14 protein-coding genes are annotated in these 13,846 nt (G+C 62.4%); 1 reads left to right on the top strand and 13 read right to left on the bottom strand.

The genetic code is table 11. The features are described from left to right. Nucleotides 1-15: 15 nt before the first annotated feature. From ACTJKL_RS27030 to ACTJKL_RS26990, 9 genes are all read right to left on the bottom strand, one after another. Nucleotides 16-780 (bottom strand): FadR/GntR family transcriptional regulator, encoded by a 765-nt coding sequence (locus tag ACTJKL_RS27030; protein ID WP_440854263.1) that lies wholly within the window; start codon nt 778-780, stop codon nt 16-18. Between the two features lie 250 nt (nt 781-1,030). Further along, nucleotides 1,031-2,110, bottom strand: a complete 1,080-nt coding sequence (locus ACTJKL_RS27025; protein WP_440854291.1) for a proline racemase family protein — start codon at nt 2,108-2,110, stop codon at nt 1,031-1,033. Between the two features lie 14 nt (nt 2,111-2,124). Further along, on the bottom strand, nt 2,125-3,600 hold the full coding sequence (locus ACTJKL_RS27020) for an aldehyde dehydrogenase family protein (protein WP_440854262.1): 1,476 nt from the start codon (nt 3,598-3,600) through the stop codon (nt 2,125-2,127). Nucleotides 3,601-3,639: 39 nt separating this feature from the next. After that, complete coding sequence (locus ACTJKL_RS27015) at nt 3,640-4,875, bottom strand: NAD(P)/FAD-dependent oxidoreductase (protein WP_440854261.1); 1,236 nt, start codon at nt 4,873-4,875, stop codon at nt 3,640-3,642. Nucleotides 4,876-5,003: 128 nt separating this feature from the next. Then, nucleotides 5,004-5,882 carry a dihydrodipicolinate synthase family protein gene (locus tag ACTJKL_RS27010; protein WP_440854260.1) on the bottom strand — a complete coding sequence of 293 codons (879 nt, stop codon included), beginning with the start codon at nt 5,880-5,882 and terminating at the stop codon, nt 5,004-5,006. Nucleotides 5,883-5,910: 28 nt separating this feature from the next. Next, nucleotides 5,911-6,576, bottom strand: coding sequence for an amino acid ABC transporter permease (locus ACTJKL_RS27005; RefSeq protein ID WP_440854259.1), 666 nt, complete (start codon nt 6,574-6,576; stop codon nt 5,911-5,913). Nucleotides 6,577-6,587: 11 nt separating this feature from the next. Next, on the bottom strand, nt 6,588-7,250 hold the full coding sequence (locus tag ACTJKL_RS27000; protein ID WP_440854258.1) for an amino acid ABC transporter permease: 663 nt from the start codon (nt 7,248-7,250) through the stop codon (nt 6,588-6,590). Nucleotides 7,251-7,259: 9 nt separating this feature from the next. Beyond that, nucleotides 7,260-8,039 (bottom strand): amino acid ABC transporter ATP-binding protein, encoded by a 780-nt coding sequence (locus tag ACTJKL_RS26995; protein ID WP_440854257.1) that lies wholly within the window; start codon nt 8,037-8,039, stop codon nt 7,260-7,262. Nucleotides 8,040-8,109: 70 nt separating this feature from the next. Next, complete coding sequence (locus ACTJKL_RS26990; protein WP_440854256.1) at nt 8,110-8,943, bottom strand: substrate-binding periplasmic protein; 834 nt, start codon at nt 8,941-8,943, stop codon at nt 8,110-8,112. 202 nt (nt 8,944-9,145) lie between these two features. Here ACTJKL_RS26990 and ACTJKL_RS26985 point away from each other — a divergent pair, with 202 nt between their 5' ends. After that, complete coding sequence (locus tag ACTJKL_RS26985) at nt 9,146-9,865, top strand: GntR family transcriptional regulator (RefSeq protein WP_100673296.1); 720 nt, start codon at nt 9,146-9,148, stop codon at nt 9,863-9,865. 57 nt (nt 9,866-9,922) lie between these two features. Here ACTJKL_RS26985 and ACTJKL_RS26980 read toward each other — a convergent pair whose 3' ends face one another. The 4 genes from ACTJKL_RS26980 to ACTJKL_RS26965 form a co-directional block, all read right to left on the bottom strand. Beyond that, nucleotides 9,923-11,236, bottom strand: coding sequence for an MFS transporter (locus tag ACTJKL_RS26980; protein WP_440854255.1), 1,314 nt, complete (start codon nt 11,234-11,236; stop codon nt 9,923-9,925). 159 nt (nt 11,237-11,395) lie between these two features. Then, a complete protein-coding gene (locus ACTJKL_RS26975) occupies nt 11,396-11,596 on the bottom strand; it encodes a prevent-host-death protein (protein ID WP_440854254.1) in 201 nt (66 codons plus the stop codon). A gap of 198 nt (nt 11,597-11,794) precedes the next feature. After that, complete coding sequence (locus tag ACTJKL_RS26970) at nt 11,795-12,985, bottom strand: acetyl-CoA C-acyltransferase (protein WP_440854253.1); 1,191 nt, start codon at nt 12,983-12,985, stop codon at nt 11,795-11,797. A gap of 24 nt (nt 12,986-13,009) precedes the next feature. Beyond that, nucleotides 13,010-13,777 carry an SDR family NAD(P)-dependent oxidoreductase gene (locus ACTJKL_RS26965; RefSeq protein WP_440854252.1) on the bottom strand — a complete coding sequence of 256 codons (768 nt, stop codon included), beginning with the start codon at nt 13,775-13,777 and terminating at the stop codon, nt 13,010-13,012. Nucleotides 13,778-13,846 lie beyond the last annotated feature (69 nt).

The raw sequence follows: 13,846 nt of genomic DNA, 5'->3' as shown, positions 1-13,846 counted from the left end.
GACTTTTGAGATGAGTCAATCAACCTCGCCGTATTTTTCGCTCGGGCGCCAGGTCGTCAGCGAGCGGTACCGCTTGATCCCGGTGACGAGATGGCGACGCATGGCCTCCCGGGCCCGGTCCGGATCCCGCGCAAGGATCGCCTCGGCGATCTCGCGGTGCTCGAGGAGAATGGGCTCGTCCCGGCTCGGCAACGGATCAACGCCGCCCATGACCGTGCGAAACTTCACGCGCGGGATCATGCGGCGCCCGACATGCTCCAGAAAGGTGCGGAAGCGGGTGTTGTTGGTGGCCGTCGCTATAGCCATGTGAAACTGGAAATCGGCCTCATCCGTAGGCTTTCCTTCGGCGACGAGATGGGCAAAGCGCTCGACCTGAGTCTGGATTTCGGCCTCCTGCGCCGGGGAACTGCGCGCCGCCGCCAGGCCTGCCGCCTCGACTTCGATACCGATGCGCAGTTCGAGCTCCTCGATGATATCGGAAATCTTGTCGGTCTCGCCGGTGAAAAGCCTGAGGCCCGGGTCGCTCTGCCGCGGCCCTATCACGAAGACGCCCGACCCCTGCCGCGACTCCACCAGCCCATCGGCCCTAAGCGCTGCGATCGCCTCCCTTACCACCGTCCGACTGAAGCCGAACTTGTCGATCAAGGCCGGCTCGGTGGGCAACTTGTCGCCCGGCGCGTAGTATCCCGCCTCGATCTGCGCCTTTATGGCGTCTGCCACCTGCGAGGACAGCGACGGGCGCGCGCCTCCCTTTTTCGTACTCGGCATGAATATTCCCATACCCCGCATCTAAAATCATCATATGACTGCGACTGTTAGTTGTCGCAGACATCTTATGGGATTATCGAACGGCGGTACAGCAGATTTCGAACCGGTTACGCGCGGACGAGATGTCGCAAAGTGCTCCAAGGCCTTTTGAGATTGGGGCCACCCGCCGCCGCTTGTTTGATTGCCTCATTCCTGTGCTTGTCACAGGAATCCAGCCAGACCAAAGTCCTTGGGCTGGAAGAACTCTCCCGCGCCGCGCGTCTTATGAGACGCGCAAAGGGAACTGTAGCACTTTGAGCTGCTGCATGTTTTGTAGCAAGTGAACCTGTGGCCCCCAACTGTCAGAGAGTGCAAAACCATTCTTGAAGGGGTCCTCGTCGGAAATTCGGAGCTGTTCGCGACCGTAGACCCAGCCGCGCCCCGTAATCCGGGGCAGCACCGCGGGATGCCCGCCAACTTCCGTGATGCCGATCGCTTCGGCAACAAATTCGCCGCCGATGATCGAGCGGGACGTCCGCCGGTCTCCCACGAGGACTTCACCGCGCGCATAGAGCGTCGCAAGGTTTGCCGAGCTTCCCGTGCCGCACGGCGACCGGTCGACGCGGCCCGGTTTAAGCGTCGTACATGTGCGAACCACCCCGTCAGGCTCATGGCCGCGGAACATCACATAGGCGATCTCATCGATCCCGGGGAGATCCGGATGTTTTACTTTCACCTGCTCGGCAAGCAACGACTTCAGCTCGATGCCCGCCTCGGCCAGATAGCGCGCATTGGCCGGCGCGATATCGCTGCCGATTTGATCGACATCGACGATCGCGTAATAGACGCCTCCGAAAGCCACATCGACTTTGATGCGGCCCCAGCGCGGCGTCTCTATGTCCCGGTCCAACGCTTCCGCGAAACTTGGCACATTGTCGAGGCTGACCGAGAGGCAGCGCCCTTGGAAGCAATCGGCCCGTGCGACGATCAATCCCGCAGGCGTGTCGAGCCGGACGATCGTTTCGGGTTCACGCATCGCAACCCGTCCGCTTTCAAGCAGTGCGGTCACGACGCAGATGCAATTGCTGCCGGACATGGGGTGAGCGCGGTCGGCCTGCAGCACGATGAAGCCCGCATCGGCTTCGGGCCGCGTCGGCGCGACGAGCAGATTGACCGACATGGCAACGCCGGCGCGCGGCTCGAAGGTCACGAAGCGGCGGAGGCTGTCGTCCACCATGTTGATGTGGTTCATTTTGTCGAGCATGGTCGCGCCCGGGATTTCCGGCGCACCGCCCACGATCACCTTGCCGATCTCGCCCTGGCAATGAACCAGAAGCAGATCGAGCGAGTTGTCCCAATCCATCGAAATACTGCCGGTCATCTGATGTACCAACCCCATTTCTCGCCAGCGGCAAAGCGGGTGATCTGCTTCGTCTCGAGATAGTTTTCGAGACCCCAGCGGCCGAGCTCGCGGCCGATGCCCGACTCCTTGTAACCGCCCCAGGGCGCCTCGGTGAAGGTCGGCTGCGAACAGTTGATCCAGACGATGCCGGCGCGGAAGGCTGCGGCGACCCGTTCGGCGCGGACATCGTCCTTCGACATGACAGCCGCAGCGAGGCCGAAGCGGGAATCGTTTGCAAGCGCAACCGCTTCGTCTTCCGTCGAGAACGGGCGGATGCAGAGCACCGGCCCGAAAATCTCCTCGCGCCACGCGTCGCTTTCCAAGGGCACGTCGGTCAGGATCGTCGGCTCGAGGTAGTAACCCCTGTCGAAACCTTCAGGGCGCTTGCCGCCGCATGCGACGGTCGCGCCGGCCGCTTTCGCCGCCTCGATCGCCCTGAGCACCTGCTCGTACTGGCGCCTGGAGACGAGCGGCCCGAGCAGTACGCCTTCCTCGAGACCGTTGCCGATAATGATCTTTTTCGTCTCCTCGATCAGACGCGACAGCAGGCGATCATAGATCCGCTCCTGCACGAGGACGCGCGACGTGGCCGAGCAGACCTGACCCTGGTTCCAGAAGATCCCGAACATGATCCATTCGACCGCGTCGTCGATATCGGCATCGTCGAAAACGACGAAAGGCGACTTGCCGCCAAGTTCGAGGCTCACCCGTTTAATGTCGCGAGCCGCAGCAGCCATGATTTTCGAACCGACCGGACCGGAGCCGGTGAAGGCCAGCTTGTCGACCGCCTTGTGGTCGATGAGCGCCTGCCCGGCAACGGGGCCTGCCCCTGTCACGATGTTGAGGACTCCCGGCGGTAAGCCCGCCTCATCGGCCACCGCCGCGAGTTCGAGTGCGGTAAGAGACGTAACCTCCGCCGGTTTCAGCACGACCGTGCAGCCGGCGGCGAGCGCCGGCGCAACCTTCCAGGCGGCCATCAGAAGCGGGTAGTTCCAGGGGATGATGGCGCCGGCAACACCGATCGGCTCCCTGACGGCCTTCGAGGTGAACCGGGCATCGGCGAGCGCGATCGGCTCCTCCGGATCATTGTCGAGCTGTTCGGCAAGTCCGGCGTAGAAATCGAAGCAGCCCGCGGCATCGGCGACGTCCCAGTCCGCTTCAGGAAGCGGCTTGCCGTTGTCGATAACCTCCAGCCTCGCGATCTCCCCCTGCCGTGCCCTGATGCCGACGGCGATCGCCCGGAGGTAGCGCGCGCGCTCTCGGCCGGAAAGCTTCGGCCAGCCGTCCTTGTCGAAAGCACGGCGTGCCGCCGTGACGGCAATGTCCACATCCTCGGCGCTCGCTGCGGCAGCCTTGTGAATGACCTCTTCCGTGGCCGGATTGACGATGTCGACAGTTCCGCCTTTGACCGGTGCCACCCATTTTCCGTCGATAAAGAGTCCGCTGCGCATTCGTCGCTCCATTCGTTCTGGTCGCCGCCCGTTCCGAAATCAGAACCGGTTCACGCGGTATGGTTTGATGTCGATCGGGAGTTGGGCGCCCGTGACGAGGTCGGCGATGAGCCGCGCGGTCGTCGCCGCATAGGTGAGCCCCAGATGCCCGTGACCCGTGGCGTAGAAGATGCCGGGATCCTTCGCCGAAGGGCCGATGATGGGCACCGTGTCGGGGAGCGCCGGCCGATGGCCCATCCACTCCGTGGCCTTCTCAGGTCGCAAATCCGGCAGGGCATCCTGCGCCCGCCTGACGAGCACCTTTGCCCGCCGATAGTCCGGAGCGGCGTCGAGGCCGGCCATCTCCACCGTGCCGCCGACGCGGATGCCGCCGGCCGTCGGAGTGACCATGAATGCACGCGCCGGCCAGATCACCGAGTGGCGCATCGAAATGCCTGAAGCCATGATCTGGGTGTGGTATCCGCGTTCGGTTTCGAGTGGAATCGGCTCGCCGAGAAGTCGCGACAGCCTGCCTGTATAGGCGCCGGCGCAAAGCACGATCGCGGATGCATCAAGCGAACGACCCTCGTCGAGGCGCAGCCCTTTGACACCGTCCGCATGCTTGAAGCCGAGGACCTCCGCTTGCTCGATCCTGCCGCCCAGCGACAGGAATTTCTCACTCAGTTTCACCACGAGCTTGTACGGGTCGACGACGGAACGATTGTCGGGAAAAAGAACCGCCTTCTCGATCTTCGACGTCAATGCGGGTTCAAGGTCGCGAATCCCGGACGCGTCCAGGATTTCGTGACGAAAGCCGAAGCGCTCGATAACCTCCATATGCTCCCGGTCCGCCCGAAACTCGGCTTCGTCCGCATAGAGGCTGAGGCAGCCCTCCTCCGTCAACATGTCCGCAAGATCAGCCCTTCTGAGGAGAGGCAGAAGATCTTCGTAGACGCGGCTGCACAGCACGGCCCCTGCCGCCTCCAGCTCCCTCACACGCGACGGACGGCTCGCTTCGACAAACCGAAGAAACCAGGGCGCGAGCTTCGGCAGATAGGAGGGGCGGATGCGCACCGGTCCTTCCGGATCGACAAGCCATTTCGGCATCTTCGCCCAGACCGAAGGCCGCGAGGCGGGCATGAACTCCGTGATCGCGATCGAGGCCATATTGCCATAGGAGGCACCTTTGCCCGGCCCATCGCGATCGACCAGCACCACGTTCAGTCCGCGGCGCTGAAGCTCGAAGGCGATGGTGACACCGATGATGCCGGCGCCGACGGCTGCGATGGGAGACACGATCTATCCTCTAACCCTGAGCGTGAGAACCGAAGAGCAACGTCCATTTCTCCCTCGGCTCTCAGGTCACGATGATTTTTGAAACGCGGGATGCGGGCAGAAAACCGCACGCTTCTCGTCATCCCGCTCTAGCAGTTCAGGATCGGCTCCATCGCAGCGCGGAACTCGGCCTTTTCATCCTCGGTCAGAGGACCGAGCGGCGCGCGGCACTCACCCACGGGCAAACCCTGAAGCTCGCAACCATATTTGATCTTCTGGACGAACTTGCCGCTTTCGAGAATGTTCATCGCCCGGAAGAGCGTCTTCATCTGCTGACGTGCCGTGTCCAGATCGCCGGATTTGAACGTCCGGTCGAGGTCACAGCAGTCCTTGGCCATGCAATTCGACGGTCCGCAGATCCAGCTCTCTGCTCCCCAGAACATGAAGTCGAGCGCGATGTCATCCGAACCGGAAACCAGTTGAATGCGGCCGTCGTAGCGACTGGCGATGTCGATTGCGCGCTGCAGCACCCCGGAGCTTTCCTTGATGCCGATCACGCGCGGATTGTCGGCGAAGTGGTCCATCAGTTCGTAACCGATATCCGACCCATCCTTGGCCGGATAGGAATAGAGGACCAGGTTTACGTCGACGGCACCGAGCACGGTTTCATAGTGCCCGATCAGTTCGGCTTGCGTAGGCCGGGTGTAGAACGGAGGAGCGAGCAGCACCGTATCGTAGCCAATCTCTTTGGCGATCGCCGTCTGTTCTATGACCTCGCGGGTGGCGGATGCGTTGGTGCCGGCGATCAGAATTTCCCCCGGTCTGGCGAAATCCTTGACGAATTGCAGCACGTCGCGGCGCTCTTCAGTGGATTGGCTGAAATACTCGCCGGTCGAGCCGTTCGGAACCCAGCCTGTGACACCCGCGTCGCGCAGATGCGCCAGAAGCTTTTCAAAAGCCTTGAAGTCGACCCTGTTGTTCGCGTCGAACGGAGTGACGAGCGCGGGCATGACGCCAGACAGTTTCATGGAATATCTCCTTTAGAAAGAATTCGGTTCAGATAGCGAGCTTGGCGAGCACGCGCCGCTCGACGAGCGTGACTGCGCGCGTCAGCGGGAAGGCAATGACGAAGTAGATGAGGGCGACGACCGTCAGCACCTCGACCGGGCGCGCGGTGTTGTTGGAAATGTTCTGTCCGACGAACATCAGGTCGGCCATGCCGACTGCCGAGACGAGTGCGCTTTCCTTGAACAGGCTGACGCAATTCGACAGCAGCGTCGGGACGGCGCGCAGCACCGCCTGAGGCAGGATGACGCTCGTCACCTGAACCCGGCGCGACAGGCCGAGCGCGACGCAGGCATCGAGTTGCTCGCGGCCGATGGATTTCAGCGATGCACGGAACGTCTCGCTGGTGACCGCGCCCATGTAGAGGGTGAGTGCGATCACTCCCGAGGCGAGATTGGAGAGCTCGACGCCAAGGATCAATGGCAGGCAGAAGAATATCCAGAAGAGCTGGATCAGCACCGGCGTGCCGCGGAAGAACTCGACATAGATGCCGGAAACGGCCCGCAGAATGCCGCTCCGCGATGCGCGGGCGAGACCGACGAAGAAGCCGAGGCTGCATCCGAGGACGACGCAGATCAGCGTCAGCTTGATGGTCATCCAGAGACCGAGCGCAAGGGCTTCCTGGAAGCGGAGGACGATAGAGAAGTCGAGAGCCATCAGTATTCTCCTCAACTCGTCATCAGCTGACGGCGGCGTTCGAGATAGCCGACGACCTGCGAGACCGGGAACGAGACGGCGAAATAGACGAGCGCGACGATCGTGAAGGTCTCGATCGGCCTATAGGTCTCCGTCGCGAGCGTCTTCGCCTGATACATGAGGTCCTGTACTGCGACGATCGCGACCAGGGCGCTCTGTTGGAAGATGCCGATACCATTGGTGAGCAGGACCGGGATCGAAGCACGAACCGCGGTCGGCAGGACGATATGGAGGGTGCGCTGGAGCGGATTGAGCCCGAGCGCGATGCCCGCATCGAGCTGTTCGCGCGGCACCGCCTGGATCGAGGCGCGGTATGCCTCGGCGTTGAAGGCCATCAGATTGAGGCCGAGTGCCAGGATGCCCATCGTCATCGATCCTAGGAAGACGTTGAACAGCATCGGCACGCAATAGAAGAACCAGACGATCTGCACGATCGCCGGCGTACACCGGAAGAATTCGACGAAAAGCACCGCCGGCAGCCGTACCGGCGCAAAGCGGCTCATGATGAGGAGTGCCAGCGGAAATCCGAGCACGACGCCGATGAGATTGGCAGCGGCTGTCAATTGCAGCGTGACCATAAGCCCTTCCCATAGCGGCCCGAAGGAGATGGACTGGAAGTCGAAAGTGTAATCCATCGCCCGCTCCTAGTGCCGGATATGGAAAACGCGGTCGATGAATTCGCGGGTGCGCTCTTCCTTTGGAGAACCAAGTACCTGCTCCGGCGGCCCGTCTTCAACCACGATGCCGCCGGCACAGAAGATGACGCGCGAGGCGATGTTCTTCGCAAACCACATGTCATGGGTGACGATCATCATCGGCATATCTTGAGCGGCGAGTTGCAGGATGACCTGCTCGACTTCGGCGACGAGCTCGGGATCGAGCGCCGAGGTCACCTCATCGAACAACATCAACTTGGGGTCGAGCATCAGAGCGCGGGCGATCGCCACGCGCTGTTTCTGGCCACCGGAGAGCTGCGCCGGATAGGCATTGGTCTTTGCGCCAAGGCCAAAGCGCTCGAGCAGCGCCTGGGCACGCTTAGTGGCACTGGCTTTGTTCTCGCCGCGCACCTTGCACGGCGCGAGAATCAGGTTCTGAGTGACGTTCAGATGCGGGAACAGCGTGTAATGCTGGAACACCATGCCGATCGAGCGCCGCACCTCGGTGTCGATGACGGTTTTCTTGTCGGCTCCCTGCGATGATATGTATGGCTTGCCGCCGAAGCTGATCGCACCGCTGTCGATCTTCTCGAGGCCCATCATGACGCGCAGCAGCGTACTCTTCCCGCCGCCGCTCGGGCCGATGACTACGACCCTTTCGCCGAGCTTCATTTCGATGTCTAAGCCCTTGAGCACCTGGATATGCGGTCCATAGCTCTTGTGGAGAGACTGGATTTTGACAAGGGGGGCACTGAAGGACATGGTCATCGCCGATCTCGCTGGTCAAAAGAAGGGATGAGAGGCCGGGCAAACGGTGGCGTGCCCGGCCCGGCCCTCGTCATTGAGCGCTCTTGAGCACTTCGTCGACAGCCTTGCGGATCAGCTCATCCACGTGACCGGTCGCGACCTTTTCCTCGAGAAAGATGTTCAGCACTTCGACGTCGGCCGCCGACAACCGATGCGGCAAGCCGAATGCAACGCCTTGCTTCGCCAATGCCGGCGTAGGGTTCAACGCAACCGCCCACTCGGGATTGGACTGGGTGAAGAGTTGATTGGTGTCGGAGGCATCGACGAGGATATCTGCGCGCCGTGATACGAGGGCGAGTCGTGTCTCGTCGTTGCCGGGAAGCCGGAGAATCGTCGCGTTCTTGATCGCGGCGGTAATCGCCTTGTCCTGCGCAGTCCCGGACATGACGGCCAGCGTCACGTCCTTCTTGTCGACGTCGGCAACGGACGTTGCGCCGCTTGGGACCTTGGGGTTTTCCTGATTGTAGGCGAGCGATATCTGATATTCCATCGCGGGGATCGAGAACTGCACGGCCATCGCGCGGGCCGGCGTCCTGTTCAGGGCAAGGGAGAGGTCCCATTTTCCCGCCTGGAGTCCGGCGACGATGTTGTCCCAGCTCGTGTCCACGAATTCCGCCTTCACTTTCAACGCATCGGCGAACTCGCGGCAAAGATCGGCGAAGAAACCGGAATAATTCCCGGAAGCCGGATCGCGCATGACGTAGGGCGGCGCGACGGCGGCGCCGCAACGAAGGACGCCGGCTTTCTGTACGCCTTGCCAGTAGCCTTCGGCGGTTTCGGCCGAGGCGGCAGCGGTTGAAAGTCCAGTCATCAAGGCAAGCGCAGGCAGCACCCGCAGCACGGGCGAAAGCATCTTCGAAAGCATCGTCGTTTCCTCTGTTTGACGTGCGCGTGACGCGCGGTTCCTCTCGCCGGCTTGGAGCCGATCTTCGCAGCTTTGGTGTCGTCTTCGTGTCGACATTCAAATTAATGTCGTCTGTGTGTCGACATTGTCAAGCGGAAAAATTACATTGTCTTGGGATGCGCGTTCTGGCGTTATGCAGCCGGACAACGGGAAAGGGACGTAAGTGTCTGAGGAAACAGAGACGAAACGGGCGAAGGGTACCGGCTGGAAAAGCGTCTACGAGACGCTGCGGAACGAGATTCTGGCGCTTACCATCCCCCCCGGCCAGCTTCTCGACGAAAACACGCTCGCCGAGCGGTTTGACATGTCGCGCTCACCCGTTCGCGAGGCGTTGATCCGGCTTGCCGGCGAGGACCTCGTCGTCACGCTTTCGAACCGCAGCACCATCGTCGCGCCGATCGAGGTCGGAACCTTCCCGAAATATGTTGAAGCGCTTGATATCGCGCAACGCATGAACACCCGCCTTGCCGCCGAACTGCGGACAGAGGCAGACCTGAAGGCGATCGCCAGGCGGCAGAAGGAGTTCGAAGCGGCGGTGAAGTCCGGCAATCATCTGCAGATGTCGGAGGCAAACAAGCAATTCCACATTGCGATCGCCGCGGCCGGCAAGAACCCTTATCTCGCCGCGTTCTACGAGCGGCTGTTGAACCAGGGGCAACGGATGCTCCATCTCCATTTCGAGTATCTGGAGCGAACGCATGAAGGATATCTGCTGACGGACGAGCACAATCTGATGCTCGAGGCGATCCGGGTGAAGAACGTCGACCTCGCCGACGAGCTGGCGCATGCCCATACGCGGCAGTTCCAGCAGAATTTCATCGACTTCATGCGCGAAAACTACACGACGGACGTCTCGCTCGGCCGGCGTAAGGCGGCAGAGTAGAACACGAGCCTGCCGACCCGCCGGGAATCGCAGTGAGCTCACATCGTTGCGGAGAGCTCAGGCCAGCGATACCTGGCGCGTCTCGGCGTCGATCAGAAAGGCCGCAACGGCAGCCACGAGCAGAAGGCCGGCAAAGATGCCGATGGCGAGACCGAAACTCTGCGCCACCACCAGCCCCATCAGCGATGGAGCAAGCAAGCCGCCGAGTCGGGCCATGGCGCCGGCAGCACCCATTCCCGTCGCCCGCGATGCCGTCGGATAGAGTTCCGGCGTATAGGCATAAAGCGCGCCCCAGGTGCCGAGCAAGGCAAAGCTCATGATCAGGAGCGAGGCGGCGATCAGCGTTGCATTGCCGGCAATCACGAAGAGCAGGCAGCCAAGTGCCGAGAGGAGGCAGAAGCCTATCAGCGTAGGCCTTCGGCCCCATTTCTCGACCCCATAGGCGGCCAGCGCGTAGCCGGGGATCTGCGCCAACGCCAGGACGACGAGGAAACCGTAGCCCCGAACGAATCCGAAGCCTTCGCCCGCGAGCCGCGGAGGCATCCAGGTAAAGACGCCGTAATATGATATCGAGACCAGAAACCAGATGGCCAGGATCATCAGGCTGCGCTTGCGAAGATCGACGGAAAAAATGCCGGCGCTCTGCGCCACCGGCGACGGCACCAGCGATGCGTCGGCACCAAGCTGCGTCTTGCCGTTGACGACGAGGATCCGATCGACGATGGCCTTCGCCTCGGAGGTCTTTCCGCGGCGAAGCAGATAGAGCGGCGATTCAGGCACCAGGAAACGCAACCCCAGGCCGATCAGCGCCGGCAGTGCAGTCACGGCGAAAATGTAGCGCCAGGCGTCCGCTACCCCGGCGAGGCTCGCACCCCATGCGGCGAGCGCAACGATGAGCGTGCCGACGGCCCAGAAGCCCTCCAGCATCACCAGCCAGCGGCCGCGATTGCGAGCAGGCAGAAACTCCGCCATCATCGCATAGTCGACCGGCAGAGTTCCCCCCACCGCCGCGCCGGTGAGGAACCGCAGCAGAAGCAGGACGGAAAAATCCTGTGCAAAGACCGACAGCAGGCCGAAGACTGCGTCGCAGGCGACGGTGGCAATCAGGACGCGCCGGCGGCCGATACGGTCCGCAAGCCTGCCGAAACCCGCGGCGCCGAACAACATCCCGAGAAAGAACAGCGTGCCCGTCTGCAGCGCCTGCGGAACCGACAGCCCGAAAGTGGCGGCGATCGATGCGGCCGTGAATCCGACCGCCAGCACCTGCATCGCGTCGGCAGCCCAAACCAGACCGAAAATGGCGATGAGGCGGCGCTGGTAGGCGCCGGTTCCGGCGCGGTCGAGCGCATCGTCTATCGTGATTGTCGTCATTCGCCCTTTCTCCAAGTTGGCGAGCCGCTGCAATCAGCACCTCGTCCTTGCTGCGCCGGTCGGGGGCGTGCTGGTGGGCGCGGCGTGCCGTAGCCGCATCGTCAACCGGCAAATCCGTCTTGCGCAGTTTGGAAACGACCTTGCTACCCAGCAAGTACCTCAAGACAAGTCCACATCGCGGCGCCTGATCTCGACGCGGTGGCGCACGAAATCGATTGCCGACAGGCCAGGCCTGGCCAAAGCGTCGACAAGGCTGCGTTGCTTGCCGGTCAAGCGCCCGTTTTCGTCATAGCTCGCCAGGGCATGGGAAGGCCTGCCGCCGTCGGTGATGATTACCGGACCGTTTTTCGTGATGTTCACGGCTCAACTCCATAGGTCATTACCTACGTTTACCATTGGCAGAGGCGATCGCAAGCCATGCGGACGCCGAACCCGGATCAACGCGAACCCGGCCAAACGTGGCCGGGCCGACGCGGTTGTCGAAGGATAATCCTGTGTTTTAGTCGGGGTGCAAGATGCAGCAGATTGGTGATTTTACGGGGCGCGCCCTGTCCTCCCTCAGCCTGATATCTCCACCGCCACCGCGGTCGCCTCGCCGCCGCCGATACAGACGGAAGCTATGCCGCGTCTGAGGCCGCGGCGGCGCAGCGCATTGACGAGCGTGACGATCACCCGGGCGCCCGAGGCGCCGATTGGATGGCCCAACGCGCAGGCGCCGCCGTGGACGTTCACCTTTTCCGCATCAAGGCTGAGCTCGCGCATTGCCGCCATCGGCACGACGGCAAAGGCCTCGTTGATTTCGAAGAGATCGACATCGCCGATTTCCCAGCCGATACGCCGGCAGAGTGCCTTGATCGCTCCGATCGGCGCCGTCGGAAAGAGACTGGGGGCGTCCGCATGGGTGGCATGACCGCAGATCATCGCCAGAGGGGCAATGCCCTGCTTATCCGCCGCCGACCGGCGCATCAGCACCAGCGCCGCCGCGCCGTCCGAGATCGAAGAGGCGTTGGCAGCCGTGATCGTGCCGCCGTCGCGAAAAGCCGGTTTCAACAGGGGAATCTTGTCGAGCCGCGCCTTTTGCGGCTGCTCGTCCAGGCTGACGGTTCGTTCCCCCTTGCCCGAGACGATGCTCAAGGGGACGATCTCCTCCGCAAAGCTGCCGTCGGCACTTGCCTTTTGCGCCTTCTCAAGGGACGCAATGGCATACTCATCCTGGGCGCTGCGGGTGAATTGGTAGGCTTCGGCGCAATCCTCGGCAAAGGTGCCCATCAGGCGCCCCTTGTCATAGGCATCCTCGAGGCCATCGAGGAACATGTGGTCCAGCACCTTCTGGTGCCCGATGCGATAGCCCTGCCGCGCGCGGTCGAGCAGATAGGGGGCATTGGTCATGCTCTCCATGCCGCCCGCAACCACGATCGAGGCGGAGTCCGCCTTGATCAGGTCATGTGCCAGCATCGCCGCCTTCATGCCCGAACCGCACATCTTGTTGACGGTGGTCGCGCCTACGCCGGGAGGAAGACCCGCACCGAGCGCAGCCTGACGGGCTGGCGCCTGTCCCTGTCCCGCGGTCAGGACACAACCGAACATCACCTCATCGACCGCATCCGGGGCAAGCCCGGCGCGCTTCAGAGCATCGGCAATCGCGGCCGCCCCTAGCTCGGCGGCGCAAAGGTCCCTCAACTCACCTTGGAAACTGCCAAGCGGGGTTCGGGCCTGCCCGACGATGAGCACAGGATCCTGCTTGTTCATTCGAACCTCCCTGCATGGCCATGCTTACCGGGGCGCCATGCGCAAAGCCCCGTCGAGGCGGATGACCTCGCCATTAAGCATCGTATTCTCGCAAATATGCTTCACGAGGGCGGCATATTCCTCGGCCCGACCAAGACGCGGGGGAAAGGGCACACTTGCCGCGAGCGCGTCCTGAACATCCTGAGGTATACCGGCCATCATCGGCGTATCGAAGATGCCAGGCGCAATGGTGACGACGCGAATTCCAAAACGCGCGAGCTCGCGCGCGGCCGGAAGCGTCAGCGCGGCGACGCCGCCTTTCGACGCAGCGTAGGCGGCCTGGCCGATTTGCCCGTCGAAAGCGGCGATCGAGGCGGTATTGACGATCACCCCCCGCTCTCCGTCGGCGTCCGGCACTCCCTGCGACATGACCTCGGCGGCAAGCCGTATCATGTTGAATGTCCCGATCAGATTGACGGCGACCGTGCGGGCGAAACTGCCCAGTGCGTGCGGGCCGCTCCTGCCGAGAATCTTCTCGCCGGGCGCAGTGCCGGCACAATTCACCAATCCGTGGACGTGCCCGAATTCCTGTTTCGCGAACGCCAGAGCGGCGGTGGCGTCGGCCTCACTCGTCACGTCGGCATTTCGGAAGCACACCGCCGCGCCGAGTTCGGCGGCAAGCGCCTCTCCCGCTTGAGGCTTCAGGTCGAGCCCCAGCACCCTCGCGCCCTCATGAGCCAGCATGCGCGTCACAGCCGCGCCCAGTCCGGAACTGGCCCCCGTGACGATAAAGACGCGGCCCTTGAGTTGCATAGGCTCCGGCTCCAACTTTTCCCAACCGTGATGATGCAGAGGAGAAATATGGTATGCAATGACCGAATG

Source organism: Sinorhizobium sp. 22678, assembly GCF_052044265.1.
In the GTDB taxonomy this organism is placed as follows: domain Bacteria; phylum Pseudomonadota; class Alphaproteobacteria; order Rhizobiales; family Rhizobiaceae; genus Sinorhizobium; species Sinorhizobium meliloti_A.
The sequence above is the reverse complement of the archived record's forward strand: the minus strand, read 5'-3'. Positions and strand labels throughout refer to the sequence as shown.

What these genes read in the sequence shown, in the direction of transcription:
- ACTJKL_RS27030 (WP_440854263.1), bottom strand. Translation starts at nt 780, where the DNA reads ATGGGAATATTCATGCCGAGTACGAAAAAGGGAGGCGCGCGCCCGTCG.
- ACTJKL_RS27025 (WP_440854291.1), bottom strand. Translation starts at nt 2,110, where the DNA reads ATGGATTGGGACAACTCGCTCGATCTGCTTCTGGTTCATTGCCAGGGC.
- ACTJKL_RS27020 (WP_440854262.1), bottom strand. Translation starts at nt 3,600, where the DNA reads ATGCGCAGCGGACTCTTTATCGACGGAAAATGGGTGGCACCGGTCAAA.
- ACTJKL_RS27010 (WP_440854260.1), bottom strand. Translation starts at nt 5,882, where the DNA reads ATGAAACTGTCTGGCGTCATGCCCGCGCTCGTCACTCCGTTCGACGCG.
- ACTJKL_RS27005 (WP_440854259.1), bottom strand. Translation starts at nt 6,576, where the DNA reads ATGGCTCTCGACTTCTCTATCGTCCTCCGCTTCCAGGAAGCCCTTGCG.
- ACTJKL_RS27000 (WP_440854258.1), bottom strand. Translation starts at nt 7,250, where the DNA reads ATGGATTACACTTTCGACTTCCAGTCCATCTCCTTCGGGCCGCTATGG.
- ACTJKL_RS26995 (WP_440854257.1), bottom strand. Translation starts at nt 8,039, where the DNA reads ATGACCATGTCCTTCAGTGCCCCCCTTGTCAAAATCCAGTCTCTCCAC.
- ACTJKL_RS26990 (WP_440854256.1), bottom strand. Translation starts at nt 8,943, where the DNA reads ATGCTTTCGAAGATGCTTTCGCCCGTGCTGCGGGTGCTGCCTGCGCTT.
- ACTJKL_RS26980 (WP_440854255.1), bottom strand. Translation starts at nt 11,236, where the DNA reads ATGACGACAATCACGATAGACGATGCGCTCGACCGCGCCGGAACCGGC.
- ACTJKL_RS26970 (WP_440854253.1), bottom strand. Translation starts at nt 12,985, where the DNA reads ATGAACAAGCAGGATCCTGTGCTCATCGTCGGGCAGGCCCGAACCCCG.
- ACTJKL_RS26965 (WP_440854252.1), bottom strand. Translation starts at nt 13,777, where the DNA reads ATGCAACTCAAGGGCCGCGTCTTTATCGTCACGGGGGCCAGTTCCGGA.